Source organism: Niastella yeongjuensis (assembly GCF_900110245.1).
GTDB classification, from domain to species: domain Bacteria; phylum Bacteroidota; class Bacteroidia; order Chitinophagales; family Chitinophagaceae; genus Niastella; species Niastella yeongjuensis.
The window spans coordinates 95,310-114,861 of the sequence record NZ_FOCZ01000005.1; the positions used below are offsets into that span (position 1 = coordinate 95,310).

Here is a 19,552-nt window from a genome sequence, read left to right on the forward strand (position 1 = left end):
ATTATTCGTACGTTTACGAAACATTCGTAACTCAACTTGTAACAATGAAAAGAACCCATCTGTTTTTTGCACTCCTGATAACTTTATTTACAGCGCTATCGGCCACAGCACAGGAAGGTGAGCCGGTGCAGGTAACCGTTACTTATCAGTTTATTCACATAAACGATACTAATCACCGGGAGAACCCCATTAAAGAAAACCTGTCCCTTTGCGTTGGTGAACACAGCAGTAAGTATACCAATGCTATCAATGAAGTTTACCTTTGGAAATCAGTACAGGCTAAGCGGATGATGCCCACTGTACCGCCCGAGAAAAGGTATGTAGCCAAAGGCACTCCACCCGCCTTCGTTTACGGACCCGGTTATACTTATGACTGCCTATTTCAATATCAGAAAGACAAGAAGCTGTATAAAGTAGCTCAGGTGGGCGCCATATACTATCTTATTGAATCACCATTACCTAAAATAAACTGGAAGCTGGATAAGGAGACCCGTACCATTGGCGATTATACCTGTCAGAAAGCCGTTGGCGATTTTGCCGGTCGCACCTATACAGCCTGGTTTACTACAGCACTTCCCTTTCGCAGCGGGCCCTGGAAATTGAATGGCCTGCCCGGTTTAATATTGGAAGCCAGCGATTCCAGAAATGAAGTATCCTTCCTGTACAAGACCATCAGCAAGGATACTGCCTATAGAGATACCGAGCTGATCTATAAAGACGACCTGGTAAAGGCCGGTGAGAAAGCCTATGAACATGCTTTTGATACCTATCTCAATGATCCTATGGGTGTAGTGATCGCGCAACGGCCGGACGTACAGAAAGTCAGACTGGCCTTCATAGATTCAACCGGAAAATTAGTCGCAGACGAAAAGGCCCAGGTTAAACTGGAACAATACAGAAAAGAAAGGAATGCCAATTACAACAACCCGCTTGAGTTAAAAAAACAATAGCCCTTATGATCTCCGGAAATTAGGACTGGTCCTCCCGAGGCATCGGGAGGACCCGGGGATCCTTTACCCAAACCATAGCCAGGTTATAGCATGAAAAAACAAATCCGACTGCTCACCATGCTGTTGGCAATACTGCTGCTGACAACAGGTATCGCACACGCGCAACAAAAACAAATAACAGGACAGTTGAAAACAGCATCTGGTGAACCTATACCCAATGCCACTATCCTGCTCACCAACACTAAAGGACTCATTGTAAAATACGGAACCAGCGACAACAGTGGTAAATACTCGTTGACGTTGCCCGATTCAGCATCGGTTACATTCCTGCGAATTGAAGTAAACCATCTTGGTTATAATAAAGTACAATTGGCGCTTACCGAAGATAAAACCGTGTACGATTTTGTTCTGGAAAGAAAAGTAACAGAACTGCCGCAGGTAGAGGTAAAAGCGAAACCCTTCATCGATCGTAGTGGTGATACCCTGCGGTACAACGTTGCGTCGTTTTCAAACCCCGCCGACCGGTCCATTGGCGATGTATTGAAACACATGCCCGGTATTTCGGTAAGCGATAACGGAGATATTTTTTACAACGGACAACCAATTTCCAACCTGTACATTCACGGCGACGATCTGATGGATGGCAGTTACCGGTTAGCGCCCCGGGTTATCAGTAAAGACATGATCAAAAGCGTGGAGGTCATCCAACACGATCAACCCATAAAGATCCTTCAGAATAAGATACCCTCTGATGCGGTGGCTATCAACCTGGTGTTGAAAGATGAAAACAGCGTAAAACTCTCCGGCCAGGCGATGCTGGGCGCCGGGCTTCCGGAACAATATGATGCAGCCCTGAACACCATGCTCTTTAATAAAAAGATCAAGATGCTCAATTCGGTGAAAGCAAACAACAGCGGCATCGATTACACCGATGAGTTTATCCGGTCTGGCGGCAGTGCAGGTGACCCGGGTAATTCAAGACCGCCGTCATTGCTGTCGGTAGGCGGCCCCGTCCCTAACCTGCCCCGTAAGCAATATTATTTCAACCGGTCGCAGGCAGTAAACTTAAACAACCTCGTCAATACAAAAAAGGACTGGCAGCTTAGGACAAACATCCAGGCTTTTTTTGATCGCAATACCCTTACTTATAACAGCCAGCAGAACAACTACCTGAATAATGATACCATTCGCTACAATGAACAGCAAAACCTGGTGAACAATCCTTTCCTGGTAAACGGTTCCTTTACTACCACGGTTAACAAAACACACAACTATTTTACCAATAACCTTCGTTTTAAAGCCAGTGGCAATAACAACAATAGCTACCTCAATTTTAATGGAGCTGCTTTTGGCCAACACCTGCACGACCGGAATTACGATCTTTCAAATCTTATAAACTGGATGCCGGAGACGAAGGACAATAGCTATATTCAAATGAAGTGGTTCCTGAACTATTACAACAATCCGCAAATGTTGTACATCGACACTGGTTTAAACAGCGATATTCTGAATGAACACCTTCCTTATGCAGCTGTTGACCAGCAGGCTAAAACGCCTGGTCTTTTCAGTAATGCCGCTATCTCCTACACTGTAGGAAAAGGCGCGCTCAAAAAATCTTTTGAAGCTGGAATTACCAACGAACGGCAAACCCTGCTTTCAACACTGAGCCTTACCCAGAACAACAATGCCAAAACACCTTATCAGGGCGATGCAGGCAACTACCTGCACTGGCAACGGGATAAGTTTTACGTAACACCCAGCCTGACCATGATCAGAGCGAAATGGAACGCGACTGCAGCCCTGCCCCTGTCGTGGCAAACCATTCATTATTACCAGGATGCGTATGCACTGAACAAAAAGATCAATCGTTTCTTTTTTAACCCGTCTGCTCAGTTTCAATTCAAACTGAACGATGAAGATGAGCTTAGCCTGCGATACAGTTATACCAATAACATGGGAAATATTGCCGGCGTATACCGCGGCGCCATTATGACCAATTACCTGTCGCTGACAGCCAACGATGCCGATCTGCAGGAACTGTCATCTTCGGCAACAGGTATTAACTATAAGTTTCAACGGAGTTTGATCATGTTATTTGCGAGCGCAGGTATTAGTTACAACCGGTCGAAAGCAAACGCTATTCTATCCAGCTTGTATACCAACAATGTGCAACGCACGGTATTACTGCCTTATGAGAATGACCAAAGCACCTGGAGCGCCAATGCCAGTCTAAGCAAATACCTGCTTGCGCTAAGAACGACTGCTTCTTTAAAAACCACGCTTACCAGGAATTACAGCAACCGGTTTATCAACAATGAACTGCTGCCCTTTAACAACGACGCAATTATGTTCACTGCCGGGTTAGATAGCCGGTTTGGCATTATCAATTTCAATTACACCGGCAACGGCTTATGGACTTTCAGCCGCCAGCGGAATAAAGCGGAAGCAAACACCAATACCATCAGGCAGTTCGACCAGCGGGTAACCATGGGTTATTCTCCTGTTAAGAATCTTTTCCTTACTGTAACCGGCAGGCATCTTTATAGTACGCAGGCCCGGGTGGCCGATATCAGTTACCTGTTTACGGATGCCAATGCTCGTTACAAACTAACTAAATGGCGAATGGACCTGGAACTGGATGTTACGAATCTGGCCAATGTAAAAAAATATGAAACGCTTAATCTGAACGCTAATCAGTTCACCGTAAGCAATTTTCAATTAAGAGGCAGAATGGCCATTTTCCGGGCAACGTTCAATTTGTAACAACTACTATTCAACTTTCAAACTTTGTACCGGGTTAGCTATAGCAGCTTTGATGAATTGACTGCTGATAGTTAACCCGGCAATCAAAAAAGCCCCCACCCCGGCAGCTATAAATATCCATGCAGAAATGCTTTCGCGGTAAGCGAAACCCTGTAACCATTTATTCATAAACAACCAGGCTAACGGTGCCGCCACCAGGAATGCGATGCCTACCAGCTTCAGGAAATTTATGGCAAGCATAGCGACAAGATCAGGCACATTGGCCCCTAAAACTTTGCGAATGCCTATTTCCCGGGTACGTTGTTCAGCAGTATAAGCCGCCAAACCAAACAGGCCCAAACAGGCGATCAGGATGGCAAGCGAGGTAAACCACACCGCTATTTTTCCGGTACGTTGTTCAGTCCGGTACAGGTTATCAAAATCTTCGTCCATAAAGGAATAGTCAAATTCCTGGTTGCCCGAAAAGCGCTTCCATTTGTTCTCTATCTGGCTGAGCAGTGCCGGCAAATTGTCGTTATTCACTTTAATGGCCAGCACATCGGGCCGGTCGCCCTGTTTTTTTCGCTCGAAGGCGGTGGTCATGGTCAACACAACAGCAGCAACATTATCCCGAAGCGAATTGAAATTAAAATCTTTCACCACACCGATAATATGGTATTGCTTTTGGTTGTTGCCGAAAACAATCGTTTTATCCAATGCATCGCCTGAAAAGCCCATAACGCTGGCAGCCGTTTCATTGATGATCATGGCCGATGAATCGGATGACAGTGCCGGATTGAAATCTCTTCCTTTATCGAGACTCATACTCATCGTACGCAGGTAATCTTCATCAACCGGCCAGAATTCTGTTTGATGCGTATTGTTATTGGCAGACACGTAATTTGTCCATCTTCTGTGGCCGGTAGGCACAAACGAACTTAAAGAAGCGCTTGCTACACCGGGCACACCCAGGACCTCCTGTTTGAAGGTTACTCCCTGGTTGTTCAATGTATTTATATGCTTTACCAGCAACACCTGTTTGCGGTTGAAACCAAGGGGCCTCTGCTGCATATAACGCAGCTGATTATATACGATAAGCGTTCCAATGATAAGGAAAATGGAAATGGAGAACTGGAATACAACCAGCCAGTTCCGAAGCCTGTTTCCTTTGAAACCGGCGGCTGTTTGGCCTTTAAACACTTTAATGGGGTTGAACGCGGAAAGAAAAAAAGCCGGGTACGCCCCTGCCAGTAAACCAACTACTACAGTGATGCCAATAATAGCGGGCAACAGCCAGCCCAATGTGCTGCCGGTAAGGGTCAGATTTTTACCTGCTATGTTATTGAACAGGGGCAGCAATGCCCAGGCCAGTACGATCGCTGCCAACATGGAAAAACAACTGAGCAGCAGTGATTCTGAAATAAATTGCAGCATAAGGCCTATGCGGGGTGAACCCAATACTTTTCTAATGCCCACTTCCTTTGCCCGGGAAGCTGAATGTGCAGTAGAAAGGTTCATGAAATTGATACAGGCCAGCAACAGGATGAACAGGGCCACACCCGAATAAATATAGATGTACTGAATATTTCCATTCACCCCCAGTTCGTTGGCCCGGTTCGATTGCAAATGAATATCATACAGCGGGGTGAGATTTAATTTTATATAGTCGCCTTGTTTTTCCATTGCCTCTATGAAATCAAGGTACTTTTTCAGGAAGGCAGGGAATTTGCCTTCCAGCTTTTTGTAATCAGCCTGTGGCTTCAACAACACATAGGTATGAAAAGGGAAAAAGGCGGCGAAGTTTTCATTACCCGCAATAGGAAGCCCAACCATCGACTCAAAAAAATCACCCTCGAAATGGGATTGGGCAGGCAGGTTCTTAATAACACCAGTTATCTTTAAACTGGTGTTGGAATTGCGGTCGCCTACCCGCACCAGCACTTTGCCAAGAACATGCGTTGTTCCGAAATATTTTTCCGCCATCCGCTCGGTGAGCACAATGGTATTGGGTTCTGTAAGCGCCGTATTGGGATCACCCTCCAATAGCGGAAGGGTGAAAATATCAAAGATGGAAGGGTCACAGAACAGCGCATTTTTTTCCATCACCAGTTCATCCCCCTTTTTAAACCGTACCTCTTCATCAGCCAACAGCCTTACGGTGTTTTCTACTTCGGGAAAATTCAGCCGCAATGCGGCAGCTACCCGGGGAGCGGCAATGGCGCTGGAAGTAATACTGGTATTTATTTTTGTATCGGTGTTTACCCGGTAGATGCGGTTACCGTTACTGTTGTACCGGTCGTAACTGGTTTCATCGACAACATAAAAAATTATCAACAGGCATACGGCGACACCGATGGTCAATCCGGCCAGATTCAGGAAAGTAAAGCCCTTATTTCTTTTAAGGCTGCGGAAGGCTGTTTTAAAGTAGTTTCCCATGGCAAGCAATTAATTTTCTTTAAGATATTTCTTCCTGATGTAATTATAAGCCTTTTTCTCATTTATTGATTCGGGCTTTGCCAACAAAATGTATTTGCTGTAATATTTTTTGGCTGCAGGCTCGTTTTTTAAATACTGATCCTGTATACGCCCGCAATCGTACAACATCAATGGATTTTTAAATAAATAGAAAGCCGTGTCGTACTGGGCAAATGCCTTTTTATATTGTTTCAGTTCCTCATAGTTGTCGCCAAGTGCATGAAAATAATATTCAGCCGTATTTGATATAGCCAGCCCCAGACAGGTTTTTAGCAGCTCATTGCTTTTGTCAAATTCCCGTAGTTTGGCATATGATTTTGCCGCATAATAACAAAGGCGCAATGGTTAATCGGGTGAGATGCAGTGGATCTAAGATTCCATAAATATCAAGGCCCCCCGGTCCATCGGGAGGCCTTAAATTGTAACTATACTTATATGTCGTTTACCTTGGCTCCGGCACTACCACTTTAGGCCCATGCGTCAACAGGCGTAATAATAAACCGAACCGGTGTTGATACGCCTCACTAACGTTTCCACGCTCATCGAACAATTCATCTCTTTTTGCAGGTACGCTATAAGGTAAGGTCCAGGCTCGTAATGATTTGGCAACTGCTTCCATGGCATTGATCCCTTGCATGGCCTGAACTCCGTCTGCCCAGCATACCATCCCAATCATTTTCCCGGTTAAATAAGGTTCCGGTAATTTGGCGCTGCATTCCAGCCAGTCCAGGCAATTCTTCATAACGCCGGTCATGCATCCATGATACAGCGGCGTTAACCAAATATGTACATCTGCTTCGCGGAAAAGCAGGTTCATCCGTTCTACCGCCATGGGCGTTTTGGAAAGGGTATTATCAAACAACGGAATGGCGGAATCTACCATTTTGAACACATGGGTGTCGGCATTCAGGTCAAGCAACAGATCCAGCAGATAATTACTTAGGCGCTCAGAAGTCGAGTTTTCTCTTCTGTCCAATGCGCCGTTAAAGATCAGCACTTTCATGGCTATTTCAATTTGGCGATTACTTCATTATAATTTTTCTCCACGGCACTCCAGTCCAGCACAGACCAGAAGGCATCTAAATAATCAGCGCGTTTATTCTGGTATTTGAGATAGTACGCGTGTTCCCAAACGTCTACGCCAAGGATGGGAATGCCCCGGTTAGTAAGGTTGGTATCCATTAAAGGATTATCCTGGTTAGCGGTAGCCGTTACCCCAATGGTGCCATTGAATTTTACAAATAACCAGGCCCAGCCTGAACCAAATTGAGCCAGCCCGGCTTTTTTGATCTCCGCTTTTAAATTATCGAGGCTGCCAAATACCATGTCTATATTGAAAGCCAATTGACCACCAGGTGTAGTTTGGGGTGCAGGGGAAAGGATATTCCAAAACAGGCTGTGATTATAATGGCCTCCGGCGTTGTTCCTTACTGCCGGACTGTACTTACTGACCTCCTTCAATAGCTCCTCTAATCCCTTTGTTTCAGCAGGTGTGCCGGCGATAGCCTTGTTCAAATTATCGATATAAGCCTGGTGGTGACGCTGGTGGTGGATGGTCATGGTCTGGGCATCAAAATGTGGTTCCAATGCTTCATAAGCATATGGTAACGACGGCAATGTGTATGTCATCGAACAAAAAGTATTAAAGTGTTTGAAATAACACCACAAAGATTGGGAAAGCTGATTAATAAAACAAGGATTATCTTGTTTTATTTTAAATCGCCATTATACCATACGCAGGGATACCTTGGTATATTTTATAAATTGTACCTATCTTTGGCAGCGAATAAATCAAGCTATAGATTGTATAATGAAACAAAAAAGTGCTGATCGCATCCTCTTGTGTATTAAAATGAAAGGCGAGGCTACCCTGGCCCTTATTGCTTCCGATCTGGGTATCACCAAAGAAGGAGTTCGCCAGCATTTGGTTAAGTTAAGCGAAGATGGTTTGATCAACACGCTGAATAAAAGCGATGGCGTGGGCAGGCCCACTACTTATTATTTTTTAACAGATAAAGCCCTGGCCCGCTTCCCCGATTCCCATGCCCAACTAACGGTAGACCTGCTTCGCTCGGTAAAAAATCTGTTGGGCGAAAATGCATTGGACCTGTTGATCGGTGACCGCGAAAAACAAACTTATAGCCGTTATGAAAATGAACTGGCAACCTGTAAGAACATTCAGCAGAAGTTAGAACGACTGACCGCGCTCCGAACTGAAGAAGGCTATATGGCTGAATGGAAAGAAAGCGATGGGGACTGGTACCTGACCGAAAACCATTGTCCCATCTGCGCTGCTGCAACTGAATGCCAGGGCTTCTGCCGGGCCGAACTGCGAAACTTCAAACAATTACTGGGCAACGGCTATGAAGTAACCAGGGTGCAGCATATTATCACCGACGGCACCAAGTGTGTTTATAAGATCAGGGCAACTGACTTCTAAAAAGGCTTTGACTGGTTGTTTGTACGAACCTTTTTGTTTCCTATCTTCAAGTGTTTGCCAACGTCCATAACAACCTCAAAGCATATGAAAAAATTAGTAGCATCGGCCTTGTTGCTTCTTTGCCATGGCAGTGTATTACTCGCGCAAATTGATGAAAAATTAAAAGATGACATCCGCAACACCGGGTACATCCATCATCCCCTCCCACTTGATCACAGCAAATCTTTTGAAACCTTCGGTCTAACCAAAAAAGTAGTGACCAACGACCTGATTTGCGATATGGAAGACCTCAACAAATGGTCGCACAAAGGGATTGGCGGGATGTCACTCACCACGGAAAGAAGTATTGCAGGAAAACACAGTCTGCGCCTGGTAGCGCCCACCACCTACCCGCAATTCCTCGGTTGGGGATTGGGTTTTGGAACTTCCCTCGCCAGTTATGAGGTAGGCGGTGTTAATTGGGAGAAATACAACCGCATTCACTTTTACATCTATCCCCATTGCGAGGGCGCCCGCAGTATTTACCTTAATTTGTATGTAGAAAACGATGGCAAAGTAAAAGTACCGGATAAGTATGAACGCGAAGGCTATCATGAAATAAACCTGATCAACGGACAATGGAATGAATGTTTTGTAGAGATGAGCGAACTGGCCCGGGATAAAATAACAAAGCTCTCTTTTGCCATTGAAGTTTTTGGGAAAGAACGCACCATGGGCGATTCGCTGAAATTCGATATCGATAATGTATCGGTTCAAACCATTGAACACCCCGAAGTAGTGACCGGGTGGACACCCGCCGAAAACCGCATCATCTACTCCACTACCGGTTATGGCGTGGAAAGTAAGAAAACAGCCATCGTACGGGTGAATGGCCATAACGGTCAATTTCATCTGATCAATGAAGTAACGAATGCTGTGGTGTATGAAGGAAAGATCAACGCCACTAAAACAACTATCGGTGACTTTGAAACAATCGACTTCAGCGATTTCAGAAAAGAAGGCCAATACGCTATTCGCATTGGCCAGGTTACCAGCAAACCTTTTTATATAAACCGTAACATTTGGGACAATTCTGCCTGGCGGGTGTTGAACTTTATTTTTTGTGAACGCTGCGGGTATGCAGTGCCCGGCAAACACGGCGTTTGCCACAGTGACCTGCATGCGGTGGTAGATGGAAAGATCTTTCCTTTTAATGGCGGCTGGCACGATGCAGCGGATATGTCGCAGCAGGTATTGCAATCGGGAGAAATAGTATACTCATTGCTCGAAATGGCCAACAGGGCCAAAGAAAAAAATAACAAGGACCTGTTCCTTCGACTGCAGGAAGAAGCGGAATGGGGTATCGATTGTATCCTGAAAGGTCGCTTGGGCAATGGATACCGCGCTCAAACCTGGGGCACCAATTTATGGACAGATGGTTTTATTGGCACCGGTGATGATTCAACCAAACGCCGTCAGGTACATGTTCATAACCGAGCCTTCGAGAATTTTGTCTTTGCCGGCATAGAAGCCTATGCAGCCATGATGCTGGAAAACGACAATATGCTCAAAGAAAATCTGCGCAAGGTAGCCATAGAAGATTTTGCATTGGCAAAAAAACGTTTCGACAGCCTCGGGTTTAATGACCTGAGCAGTATCGGTGGCGGTGGTGATCACGCAGCTATGGCTTCCAACAGCCAGTATTCGGCCAACATATCTTTAGCCGCCAGTTTGCTGTACAAGCTAACAGGCAATAAGTATTATGCAACAGAAGCAGCTAAATCCATTCAATACACGTTGCAATGCCAGCGCACAGAACCGTTAGGAGATAAAAACAAAACCAGCGGTTTCTTTTATCGCGATCTGGACAGGAAATCCATTGTGCATTACACACACCAGTCGCGCGACCAGGTGTATATGCAGGCCCTCACCACGCTTTGTGAAACCCAACCCAATCATGCCGATTATGCCAAATGGGCAGCATCGATAAAGTTATTTGGGAACTATCTAAAAACAATTACGCAATACGTACAGCCCTATGGACTGGCGCCAAGTGGTGTGTATAACATCAACGAAGTAAAAGACTCCGTCAATTTTTACAAAGTACAGGTGGGCATTTTCAGTGGCGCCGCCAATGATTATAAAGAACAGTTGGAAAACGGGTTTAAACTGGACAATGAACATTACCTGAAAGTGTTCCCGGTTTGGTTTTCCTTTAGAGGCAATGCGGCAGTTCAATTGTCAACCGGCAAAGCGGCTGCCCTTTGCGGCAAGTTTTTGAAGGACAAAGAACTTATAAATATTGCCGAGCAGCAACTGTTCTGGATTGTTGGAAAAAATCCTTTTGGCCAGTCATTGATCTGGGGTGAAGGAAGTAACTATCCGCAACTTTATACCGCCTTGCCAGGCGAAACAGTGGGCGGCATTCCGGTAGGCATGCAATCGAGGTTTAATGAAGACAAACCTTACTGGCCGCAGTTCAACACGGCTACGTATAAAGAGGTGTGGGGCGCTCCTGCCGCCAGGTGGCTTTCGTTGATCGCAGAGTTTTAAAGCATATAAACTAAGTTATGACACCTCGGCACCAAAAATCAGCATACCATATCTAACACGCTAAAAGAAAATGAGTTGCACGCCAATTCAGTTATTAAGGAATACTTAAGTACCTGCTTCCGATGTGCATTTTGTTAAAATTCAGGGACCCACTTTGAATCCTGGGTCCCTGCTATTATTTTTAAACGCATGAAGCATTTAATACTCCTGTTAGCTCCTTTAGGGTTCGCCTTTTGCTCACATGCACAAACGATCGAAGCCAGCAGTCATTCAACCAAAGGCTATATCAAAAGCAATGGCACTATTGAAAACAGCTCTCATTCAACGGTAGGTTATATCAAAGAAAACGGCACTATTGAAAACAGCAGCCACAGCACCATCGGCTATTTAAAAGACAATGGCACTGTTGAAAACGCCAGCCATTCAACCGTTGGCTACATAAAGAACAACGGAACGGTGGAGAACAGCAGCCATTCAACCATCGGGTATGTAAAAGAAAATGGCACTGTTGAAAACAGCAGTCATTCCACCATTGGTTATGCCAATGATGTTAAAAGAGAATGGGCCGCTGTTGTTTTCTTTTTCTTTAAATTTTAATCTTAATAAGCGGTTGTTTGTTCCAATGAAGGCACCCAGGGCTTTTCTGTTCCCCATTTCTCATTGGGTGTTTCCGACGCCGTGATCACCAGTTCCCCGCCATGCATCAGCTCCTCATGGGTAAACCAGTTGCGATTAAGCGCTTTTCCATTGAGCGTGGCTTTTTGTACATAGCGGGCAGTGGGTGAAAACTGTTCTACTTTTATGGTGAAATGTTTACCACCGGGTTGATGCAGGGTCACTTCTTTGAACAATGGCACATGCAGGTAATACACCGGCCAGCCAACACAAGCGGGGAAAAATCCACAGCCGGCAAATACAAACCAAGCAGACATAGCACCGGCGTCATCGTCCATGGTACGAATGTACCCATCGGGCTGGTTACGATATACCCGGTCCACAAAAGGATCTATACCACGGCTGTTGTCATTGAAGTAATATTGCACCACTGTATCTATCGCATATTTGTGTACCAGTGCCTGTGACTTCCAGGGCTTGCTGGTAACATTATACATTAATGGCGCCTGGATATCCGGTTCGTTGGCATGGTTGTACAGGTCGTTATCGAAGAAATAGTCGAGTTGTTGCAGATAATTTTTTTCTCCACCGGTAAGCGATACCAGCCCTTTTACATCAAAAGGCACAAACCAGCGATATTGCCAAATGGTACCCTGGTATAAATTACGCGCTCCCACCCGGTCTATATCCCGCCGGTCGAGGTCTTTAAAGTCTTTTTCCCAGGCGGTTTTATATTCTGCTGCTTTTGTAAAAAAGCGTTCACTCTCTTCTTTACGGCCGGCCAATGCCAGCAATTGCGAAAGCGCCCAGCAGTCGTAACTTGATTCCAGGGCTTTATCTGGCGAACCAAAATCGAGGCGGTTGCCTTCCGCAATAAGAGAGTCCGCTATTTTATTGAGATCGATAGGATATCCTTTGCGATAAGCATCCAGCAATATCACAACGGCATGTTCGGTACGAACGGTATTGGAAGGCTCATGCCAGGTTGCATAATTCTTCTTACCGTATGGGTACAGGTTCGCAATAGAAAAAACCATATCGCGGTACTGCTGTGGGTATAATACTGACAATAAAGGCAATTGTGTACGATAATTATCCCAAATAGACCAGCCATTGTATACGTTGCGATCATTGCGCTGCAGGCTGCCATCGATGGCGCGGTAACTGCTGTCTTTTGCAGAGATCACATAAGGCGATTGGATGGTACGGTACAACAGGGAGTAAAACAGTTTTGTCCGTTCAGGGTCTCCTTTTACAGTGACCACACCCAATAAATCCTTCCAGCCTTTGACACTTTGCGCCTTCACCTGTTCAAAACCCGCATTTGCCAAATCACTTACTGCATGTTGTACATCTATCGAGGAAAAAGCAACATTCAATCTAAGTTTTTTACTGTTTGTTTGAACCAGCAATTTATGCTGGGCCGAATCCTTGAAAGAAACCTTTGTATTAAAATGAATAACATAGTACACACGGTAAACACCCACATTGCAGGTGGTAGTCGATTCTATCCAGCCGGAAATGGTAGTATCGGTGAGGGTATGTTCTTCCCCCATAAAACGGTTCGACAGGGTATGAGTGAGATCTATGTAAAAACCGGGCTGTCCCTGCACCGGAAAAGTATATTCCTCTACCCCATTGTTCTTATATACTGCTATGCGGGTATGAATGCCATTGGTAAAAGCAACTTCGTAGGAACCGGGGCCTGCCGTTTCTGTCGCTTTTGTCAGCACCCCATCCCCAACCAATGGTTTAATGAGGATATTGCCACCACTCCCCTTACAACCTACTCCTTCAAACCGATTGTGGGTAAACCCGAGAAATGTTTTTGCCCGGTGCTCATAGCCCATATGCAGATCGGGATAGGTTTGCGGGCCAATGCTCATAAAGCTGAAAGGATAAGACGCAGCTGGCGACATTTGACCCCGGTCACCAGATGACCCCAGAAAAACATTCACCTGGTCTGTTTGTGCAGCAGCATACTGAAAAGCAACAAGGATGAATACAAAACCCAAAAACTTCATTGATAGTAATTTAAGTGTAGATGGCAGGCGGCGGCAAAATTATTGCACCAGACATTGTATGTTAATGGGTTCTGCATTAAGATACCTTTAATTTTTACGTTTTGTAACCTTTCAGGCCTTCACCTGCTCTATTCTTTTGATGAGCCTTATTATTAAAATCATCAAAAGCAATTTTTATGGAAACAGCAGCATTAACCTCACAGAAAGTACACCGTGTTTATACACTATTGAAATTAACCTATGGGCTGGTACCCATTGTAGCCGGATTGGATAAATTCACCAATCTGCTTACAGACTGGGATAAATACCTGAACCCTTCCCTGGCGCAAATGCTCCCTTTTAGTGCACATACATTTATGATGATCGTTGGCGTAATTGAGATTATTGCCGGACTCATCGTTCTTGCCCGGCCTGCCATTGGCGCTTACATTGTAATGGCCTGGCTCGCAGCGATCGCATTAACCCTGCTTACCGGCAAAGGTTATCTCGACGTAGCCGTGCGCGACCTGGTAATGGCCATAGGCGCTTATTCACTGGCCACACTGGCCCGTACAGAAGGAAGACCCAAAGCACAGGAAGCAGGAAGCGGCGTACAATTCTCCAGGGGTTAAGTATTCAATCACTACTAATTGGTAAATTTGTAATATGGCATTTCTGATGTCGAATAAGAGCGTTCAGCAATACTCCGATGCCGAAGTCATTCGGCAGGTGTTGACAGGTAATACAGCCCTGTTTGAAATTATTATCCGCCGGTACAATCCTTATTTATATAAAGTGGGAAGAAGTTATGGCTTTAATCACCAGGATACGGAAGACCTGATGCAGGAAACATTTATCAATAGTTATGTGAACCTTAAACAATTTGCTGAACGCTCTTCCTTCAAGACCTGGCTGATTACCATTATGCTTCACCAGTGCTACCGGAAAACGCACAAATTCAATTATAGCAAAGAACAAACAGCCGATCTTTTACCCGAAAATTCATCGTTTATGTTTTTACCAACCAATCACAGCAACACCGACGATGCAGTCCTTAACAAGGAATTCAATAAAGTAGTGGAAGCCTGTCTGCAACAACTCCCCCAGGAGTACAGAACAACATTTGCTTTGCGCGAACTGGCAGGTTTAAGCGTTGCTGAAACCGCAGAAGCGATGAACACCACCCCTGCCAATGTTAAGGTACGGCTGAACCGGGCCAAAGCCATGCTACGCAAAGCCATTGAAAAGACCTATTCTACCGAAGACATTTATGAATTTAACCTGATTTACTGCGACCGGATAGTAGACGGCGTAATGAAACATATCGCCACATTGAAACCATAAGGTCCTTTCCCGGGACACCTCTATAGTATGCGCATTTTTTGTTAACTTGCAGCTATCATCCCCCCTGCACAACAGCTCCCTACAACCGCCCTGCGGCCCTTATTATTAATTTACCCCACGCTTGCCAAGACAACCAGCTCCCCGGGAGTTGCGTATAATTATGTCCATAACGAAAACTGATATATCCTATAGAACATGCGCATATTGATCGTTGAACCTGAACAGGCAATTTTAAAAGAACTGGAGCACATTTTACAAGGTATCATGGGTGAAGCCATAACCAGTCATTGCGGTGATATCCGCACTGCCAGGAACTGGTTTCGGAAAAACTCCGCACCTGATCTGGTATTTTCTGCAATCAGCTTCTCTGATGGTGTTAGCTTTGACCTGTTTAAATCAATCAGCAATAACCCACCGGTGGTTTATATGAATGCCAACGACCGGTTTGCCCTTGAAGCGTTCCGGCAAAACGGGATATATTATTTATTAAAGCCATTGGATAAAAAAGAAGTAGCCAAAGCGGTTTCCCGGTACCGGTACTTCGCTTCACCGGAAACAGCGCCTGCTGTTGACGAAAAGTTCCAGCACCGTTTTCTGGTCACTGTAGGAAAACAGGTAAAACTGGTTAAAGCCGAAGAAGTAGCCTATTTCTTTTCAGAACAAAAAATAGTGTACCTCATTACTGTTGCCGGGAACAAATACCGCACCGGGTTTACACTGGAACGATTGGAACAATTGTTAGATCCTGCGCTTTTCTTCCGCATCAATCGCCAGTTCATCATTCACATTTCGGCTATCGTAAAAATGATCCCCGCCAGCAAATCGAGGCTGCAGGTGGTATTGCGGCCCGACACCAATTATAACACCATCACCAGTTTTGGCCGTACAGACCCATTTTACAACTGGCTGCTGGGTGGATTCTCGATGCCTTAAACAACTGGTGTACCGGAGCAGATCAACCAGCATTAATAATTGACCACTCGGGTACCATTTTTTACCAATGGGTATTTTCTACTAAACCAAAGGGTATTCAAGCACAGTAATTGAATGCTAGAATTGACTTGATCAACTATCAATTAATCACCCAAAAGAAAACGAACAGTGAAAACCAATATCCGAAAGGTGCTTTCTCTAAGCGCGTTACCTGTTAAAAACAGGCACTCCTCCATCCTTGCACTATTCATCCTGCTCGGCACCAGTTGTACCTACGATAAAGAAGAGCTGTTGAACCCACCCCCAAAAAATGCCTGCGATACATTGAATGCTACTTTTGCCAAAGTACAGTCGATCATGACTACCAAATGCAGCACCTCCCGCTGTCATGGCGTCGCAGCCGCCAAAGGCGGAGCTGTACTGGAAACTTATGACCAGATAAAAGCAAAAGCAGACCGCATTAAACAAAGGGCCCTTATAGAAAAAACAATGCCCCCTTCATCGCCACTTTCTTCCAATGAAATAGCTGTATTACAATGCTGGTTCGATTCCGGCATGCCTAATAATTAAAACAAGATTTAAATCATATCACATGAAACATTCTATTATGCTGGCCGTGTGCCTGCTTGTTACCGCTTTGGCCTTTTCACAAAAAAAATACTACACCAAATCGGGACAGATCACCTTTAACGCCGGCACCTCCGTAGAAGACATCGATGCCAACAATGGCGCTGCCGTCAGTGTGTTCGATGCAGCAACCGGTCAAATGGAATTTGCCGTACTCATTAAAGGTTTTGAATTTAAAAAGGCTTTGATGCAGGAGCATTTTAACGAAAACTATATGGAGAGCGATAAGTTTCCCAAGGCCATCTTCAAGGGAAAGATCGTGGACATCGACAAAGTAAATTTCCAGCAGAATGGCACCTATCCCGTGACCGTTAAAGGGCAGCTCGATATGCACGGGGTAAAAAAAGACGTTGAAACAACCGGCACCCTGAAAGTGAATGGCGATGCGGTTGCCTCCAATGCCGGCTTTACCGTATTACTGGCTGATTATAATATCGCCATTCCTTCCCTGGTAAAAGACAAAGTATCAAAATCAGTGACCATAAAAGTGAACTGCAACTATAATCCGCTTGCTAAATAAAAAGAGTTTCATGAGAAAATTATTAACAGGTATTTTGTTCGTAGCTATATCAGGCGGATTACAGGCACAGGAGTTGCTTTCAGAGATTGACACCAAAGAAGAAAATAAGAAGGAATTTGTGCGCAATGCTTTTAAGTCGAGCCGGGTTATCAATGGCCATTCCATGGAATTTATAGGCAAAGGGGTGCTCGATGTACGCATCCTGCACCGTTTTGGCGAATTGAATTCAGGCGCCAGTAACCTCTTTGGTCTTGATGAAGCGAATATGCGCCTGGGTTTTGATTATGGTCTATCGAACAATTTAACCGTTGGGGTTGGCCGCAGTACTGCTGGTAAGGAATTGGATGGCTTTCTAAAATACAGACCTGTTTGGCAATCGACAGGCCCCGGTTCATTCCCTTTTTCCATTGTACTGGTAACGGGAATAACAGTAGGTACCATGCCCTGGAGCGATACCAGTCATAAATACAACTTCAATCACCGGATGGCGTTTTATAATGAAGTGATCATTGGAAGAAAATTCAGTGAACGGTTCAGTCTGCAGGTGTCGCCTATTTTTATCCACCGCAACCTGGTCTCGTTGGCGACTGATGAAAACGACGTATATGCGATCGGTGTAGGTGCAAGATTCAAATTATCCAAACGGATTGCCTTTGTGGCCGATTACCATTACGTCGCGAAAGGGCTGGATAAACACATCTACAAAGATCCCTTGTCTGTCGGTTTTGATATCGAGACTGGCGGGCACGTTTTTCAGCTTCATTTTTCCAATGCAACCGGCATGAACGAAAAAGCATTTATCACTAATACTACCAGCGACTGGGGCAAAGGCGAAGTGCGGTTTGGGTTTAATTTGTCGCGCGTGTTTTCGATCGGTAAAAAATAGTCGGCTTAGTGTGCGGGTTTACAGACCGACCGGGTCAAATAAGAGGGCATCCAGTTTGGGGGTGCCCTTATTTGTTACTATCAAATACTCTTGCATCAATAGAATCTTTAAAAACATTTGAATAAACTACATTGTCATCATATCCAAAAACCAGTCTAAAATCTGTAAGAAAGTTCCCACAACACCTTCTAATTTTTGAAATTACAATTTGACCTGGTTTTAAGTTGATAGTTGCAGCCCCTGTTAAACAAAGTCCAATTTCACTTAGATTTTTGTCAATTTTCACCCATTCTCCTTTTTTATTTTTTGCTTCCCGATGAATGAAATAAACAGAAAATGTCCGTCCAAGAAAGATTGTCGTATTGGAAATATTTTCAATGGTAAATAGAAATGAATGATAATTGATCGTTGAATCATGTATCATTTCACCATTTCTGCTCAAATATTCAACAGGAGCATTTACTTTAACCGACGTATCAACAAAAATGGTCAAATTCTCGCCAGTATACCTTCTGTTCATTAAATATTCAAAATCGTCTACGCACCTGGTATACCCTTCCCAATATCTTCTGCCTATCTTAACAGTATCTGACTTATGGCCAACATAATAAATACGATAATCGGTATCATACTCTCCAAGTCGGTATATTTTCGATGGCAAAATTGAAGGAGGAAGATGAGAAAAGATCAGTATCTATAGAGATTTGATGGCCAATTTTTAATGCAAGGCTTGTACCGCCCGCCTACCAGGTTAAGTTCTTTGAAATTATTTCCAGACATGAATTTTTTGATCAAATCCAACGTCCGGGCATCGACTGTTTCCGTGCGTAACATGCTAAATCTTCCTTTTTGATTTTGAAATAGATACACACGTCGCCGATAACATAATCTGGCAAATACTTAATTTCTTTCTTTAATACATCGTTTACATGATTTGAACCATAAAAATGTACCACTTCGTTCCACTCTTCTCTATTGCCACGCTCTATCACACGGTCAATGACGGCCAGATAATGCTTATCCCAGTCAATTTTATCATAATTCCAATCCCAAAATAAACGTTTTGGGAGATTTGGCTTCTGTCCATTTGCCGATTGTCCATTATTTTTAATGCTTGCCATGACTTCACTCAAGTAAGAAAATTGTGGGCTTTTACCAAAATAAGGTATATCACACAGTTCAGCGCAATTTCGAATTAAAAAATTATTCTGGAACCAGGTCGCTCAAACTAACTTCTAACGTACGCGCAATAGCCATTAAAGTAGAAAGAGAAGGATCACCCCGACCGCTCTCAAGCGTCCAGACCTGGCTGTAAGCAATATCAGCGATATCCGCAAACTCCCTTGTTGTAAGCCCTTTTGCTTCCCGTAGCTTCTTTAAATTTTCACCAAAAGCCTTTAATAATTTTTCGTCCTTGTTCCTTGTCATTTGCTTTGTAAGTTCCGGGGAAATCAAAAAAATATCGACTTTATATTTCAAGTCAAT

At 44.4% G+C, this 19,552-nt stretch carries 19 protein-coding genes; 11 read left to right on the plus strand and 8 right to left on the minus strand.

All coding sequences use genetic code 11. The annotated features are described in order from the left end of the window. Positions 1 to 44 precede the first annotated feature (44 nt). Together BMX95_RS14495 and BMX95_RS14500 are read left to right on the plus strand one after the other, a co-directional pair. Positions 45 to 950, plus strand: coding sequence for a GLPGLI family protein (locus BMX95_RS14495; RefSeq protein ID WP_081203167.1), 906 nt, complete (start codon positions 45 to 47; stop codon positions 948 to 950). 90 nt (positions 951 to 1,040) lie between these two features. Next, positions 1,041 to 3,713, plus strand: a complete 2,673-nt coding sequence (locus BMX95_RS14500) for a TonB-dependent receptor (RefSeq protein ID WP_081203168.1) — start codon at positions 1,041 to 1,043, stop codon at positions 3,711 to 3,713. 6 nt (positions 3,714 to 3,719) lie between these two features. Here the strand turns inward: BMX95_RS14500 and BMX95_RS14505 are convergent, their stop codons facing one another. The 4 genes from BMX95_RS14505 to BMX95_RS14520 form a co-directional block, all read right to left on the minus strand. After that, entirely contained in the window at positions 3,720 to 6,128 is a 2,409-nt protein-coding gene (locus tag BMX95_RS14505) for an ABC transporter permease (protein ID WP_081203606.1), read from the minus strand. A gap of 9 nt (positions 6,129 to 6,137) precedes the next feature. Then, on the minus strand, positions 6,138 to 6,509 hold the full coding sequence (locus tag BMX95_RS14510; RefSeq protein WP_081203169.1) for a hypothetical protein: 372 nt from the start codon (positions 6,507 to 6,509) through the stop codon (positions 6,138 to 6,140). A gap of 100 nt (positions 6,510 to 6,609) precedes the next feature. Continuing rightward, positions 6,610 to 7,170: an NADPH-dependent FMN reductase gene (locus BMX95_RS14515; RefSeq protein WP_081203170.1), complete on the minus strand. Its 561-nt coding sequence runs from the start codon at positions 7,168 to 7,170 to the stop codon at positions 6,610 to 6,612. Positions 7,171 to 7,172: 2 nt separating this feature from the next. After that, on the minus strand, positions 7,173 to 7,796 hold the full coding sequence (locus tag BMX95_RS14520; RefSeq protein WP_081203171.1) for a superoxide dismutase: 624 nt from the start codon (positions 7,794 to 7,796) through the stop codon (positions 7,173 to 7,175). A 181-nt stretch (positions 7,797 to 7,977) separates the two neighbouring features. On the opposite strand from BMX95_RS14520, the gene BMX95_RS14525 reads away from it, so the two are divergent. From BMX95_RS14525 to BMX95_RS14535, 3 genes are all read left to right on the plus strand, one after another. Then, complete coding sequence (locus BMX95_RS14525) at positions 7,978 to 8,607, plus strand: helix-turn-helix transcriptional regulator (protein WP_081203172.1); 630 nt, start codon at positions 7,978 to 7,980, stop codon at positions 8,605 to 8,607. Positions 8,608 to 8,691: 84 nt separating this feature from the next. Further along, positions 8,692 to 11,139, plus strand: coding sequence for a glycoside hydrolase family 9 protein (locus BMX95_RS14530; protein ID WP_081203173.1), 2,448 nt, complete (start codon positions 8,692 to 8,694; stop codon positions 11,137 to 11,139). A gap of 189 nt (positions 11,140 to 11,328) precedes the next feature. Continuing rightward, on the plus strand, positions 11,329 to 11,736 hold the full coding sequence (locus tag BMX95_RS14535) for a 5-fold beta-flower protein (protein WP_081203174.1): 408 nt from the start codon (positions 11,329 to 11,331) through the stop codon (positions 11,734 to 11,736). A gap of 2 nt (positions 11,737 to 11,738) precedes the next feature. On the opposite strand, the gene BMX95_RS14540 is transcribed toward BMX95_RS14535, so the two are convergent. Further along, the gene (locus BMX95_RS14540; protein ID WP_081203175.1) at positions 11,739 to 13,778 is read right to left on the minus strand and encodes a glycoside hydrolase domain-containing protein; all 2,040 of its coding nucleotides are present in this window, start codon (positions 13,776 to 13,778) and stop codon (positions 11,739 to 11,741) included. A 176-nt stretch (positions 13,779 to 13,954) separates the two neighbouring features. On the opposite strand from BMX95_RS14540, the gene BMX95_RS14545 reads away from it, so the two are divergent. The 6 genes from BMX95_RS14545 to BMX95_RS14570 all read left to right on the plus strand — a co-directional run bounded on the left by BMX95_RS14545 (position 13,955) and on the right by BMX95_RS14570 (position 18,067). Further along, the gene (locus tag BMX95_RS14545; protein WP_081203176.1) at positions 13,955 to 14,389 is read left to right on the plus strand and encodes a hypothetical protein; all 435 of its coding nucleotides are present in this window, start codon (positions 13,955 to 13,957) and stop codon (positions 14,387 to 14,389) included. Positions 14,390 to 14,423: 34 nt separating this feature from the next. Beyond that, a complete protein-coding gene (locus tag BMX95_RS14550) occupies positions 14,424 to 15,101 on the plus strand; it encodes a sigma-70 family RNA polymerase sigma factor (protein ID WP_242673216.1) in 678 nt (225 codons plus the stop codon). A 195-nt stretch (positions 15,102 to 15,296) separates the two neighbouring features. Next, a complete protein-coding gene (locus BMX95_RS14555; protein WP_081203177.1) occupies positions 15,297 to 16,034 on the plus strand; it encodes a LytR/AlgR family response regulator transcription factor in 738 nt (245 codons plus the stop codon). A 168-nt stretch (positions 16,035 to 16,202) separates the two neighbouring features. Further along, positions 16,203 to 16,604, plus strand: coding sequence for a hypothetical protein (locus tag BMX95_RS14560; RefSeq protein ID WP_081203178.1), 402 nt, complete (start codon positions 16,203 to 16,205; stop codon positions 16,602 to 16,604). A gap of 22 nt (positions 16,605 to 16,626) precedes the next feature. Further along, positions 16,627 to 17,181 carry a YceI family protein gene (locus tag BMX95_RS14565; protein WP_081203179.1) on the plus strand — a complete coding sequence of 185 codons (555 nt, stop codon included), beginning with the start codon at positions 16,627 to 16,629 and terminating at the stop codon, positions 17,179 to 17,181. A 10-nt stretch (positions 17,182 to 17,191) separates the two neighbouring features. After that, positions 17,192 to 18,067: a DUF5777 family beta-barrel protein gene (locus BMX95_RS14570; RefSeq protein ID WP_081203180.1), complete on the plus strand. Its 876-nt coding sequence runs from the start codon at positions 17,192 to 17,194 to the stop codon at positions 18,065 to 18,067. A 67-nt stretch (positions 18,068 to 18,134) separates the two neighbouring features. On the opposite strand, the gene BMX95_RS14575 is transcribed toward BMX95_RS14570, so the two are convergent. From BMX95_RS14575 to BMX95_RS14585, 3 genes are all read right to left on the minus strand, one after another. Then, entirely contained in the window at positions 18,135 to 18,728 is a 594-nt protein-coding gene (locus BMX95_RS14575; protein WP_177193696.1) for a hypothetical protein, read from the minus strand. Between the two features lie 130 nt (positions 18,729 to 18,858). Then, positions 18,859 to 19,188 carry a DUF6922 domain-containing protein gene (locus BMX95_RS14580; protein ID WP_081203182.1) on the minus strand — a complete coding sequence of 110 codons (330 nt, stop codon included), beginning with the start codon at positions 19,186 to 19,188 and terminating at the stop codon, positions 18,859 to 18,861. A gap of 82 nt (positions 19,189 to 19,270) precedes the next feature. Continuing rightward, positions 19,271 to 19,546 carry a helix-turn-helix domain-containing protein gene (locus BMX95_RS14585; RefSeq protein ID WP_081203183.1) on the minus strand — a complete coding sequence of 92 codons (276 nt, stop codon included), beginning with the start codon at positions 19,544 to 19,546 and terminating at the stop codon, positions 19,271 to 19,273. Positions 19,547 to 19,552 lie beyond the last annotated feature (6 nt).

Excerpts from the sequence above, each read along its gene's own strand:
- BMX95_RS14570 (WP_081203180.1), top strand. The coding sequence starts at position 17,192 with ATGAGAAAATTATTAACAGGTATTTTGTTCGTAGCTATATCAGGCGGA.
- BMX95_RS14565 (WP_081203179.1), top strand. The coding sequence starts at position 16,627 with ATGAAACATTCTATTATGCTGGCCGTGTGCCTGCTTGTTACCGCTTTG.
- BMX95_RS14535 (WP_081203174.1), top strand. The coding sequence starts at position 11,329 with ATGAAGCATTTAATACTCCTGTTAGCTCCTTTAGGGTTCGCCTTTTGC.
- BMX95_RS14540 (WP_081203175.1), bottom strand. The coding sequence starts at position 13,778 with ATGAAGTTTTTGGGTTTTGTATTCATCCTTGTTGCTTTTCAGTATGCT.
- BMX95_RS14550 (WP_242673216.1), top strand. The coding sequence starts at position 14,424 with ATGGCATTTCTGATGTCGAATAAGAGCGTTCAGCAATACTCCGATGCC.
- BMX95_RS14555 (WP_081203177.1), top strand. The coding sequence starts at position 15,297 with ATGCGCATATTGATCGTTGAACCTGAACAGGCAATTTTAAAAGAACTG.
- BMX95_RS14580 (WP_081203182.1), bottom strand. The coding sequence starts at position 19,188 with ATGGCAAGCATTAAAAATAATGGACAATCGGCAAATGGACAGAAGCCA.
- BMX95_RS14495 (WP_081203167.1), top strand. The coding sequence starts at position 45 with ATGAAAAGAACCCATCTGTTTTTTGCACTCCTGATAACTTTATTTACA.
- BMX95_RS14530 (WP_081203173.1), top strand. The coding sequence starts at position 8,692 with ATGAAAAAATTAGTAGCATCGGCCTTGTTGCTTCTTTGCCATGGCAGT.
- BMX95_RS14500 (WP_081203168.1), top strand. The coding sequence starts at position 1,041 with ATGAAAAAACAAATCCGACTGCTCACCATGCTGTTGGCAATACTGCTG.
- BMX95_RS14525 (WP_081203172.1), top strand. The coding sequence starts at position 7,978 with ATGAAACAAAAAAGTGCTGATCGCATCCTCTTGTGTATTAAAATGAAA.
- BMX95_RS14545 (WP_081203176.1), top strand. The coding sequence starts at position 13,955 with ATGGAAACAGCAGCATTAACCTCACAGAAAGTACACCGTGTTTATACA.
- BMX95_RS14515 (WP_081203170.1), bottom strand. The coding sequence starts at position 7,170 with ATGAAAGTGCTGATCTTTAACGGCGCATTGGACAGAAGAGAAAACTCG.
- BMX95_RS14520 (WP_081203171.1), bottom strand. The coding sequence starts at position 7,796 with ATGACATACACATTGCCGTCGTTACCATATGCTTATGAAGCATTGGAA.
- BMX95_RS14505 (WP_081203606.1), bottom strand. The coding sequence starts at position 6,128 with ATGGGAAACTACTTTAAAACAGCCTTCCGCAGCCTTAAAAGAAATAAG.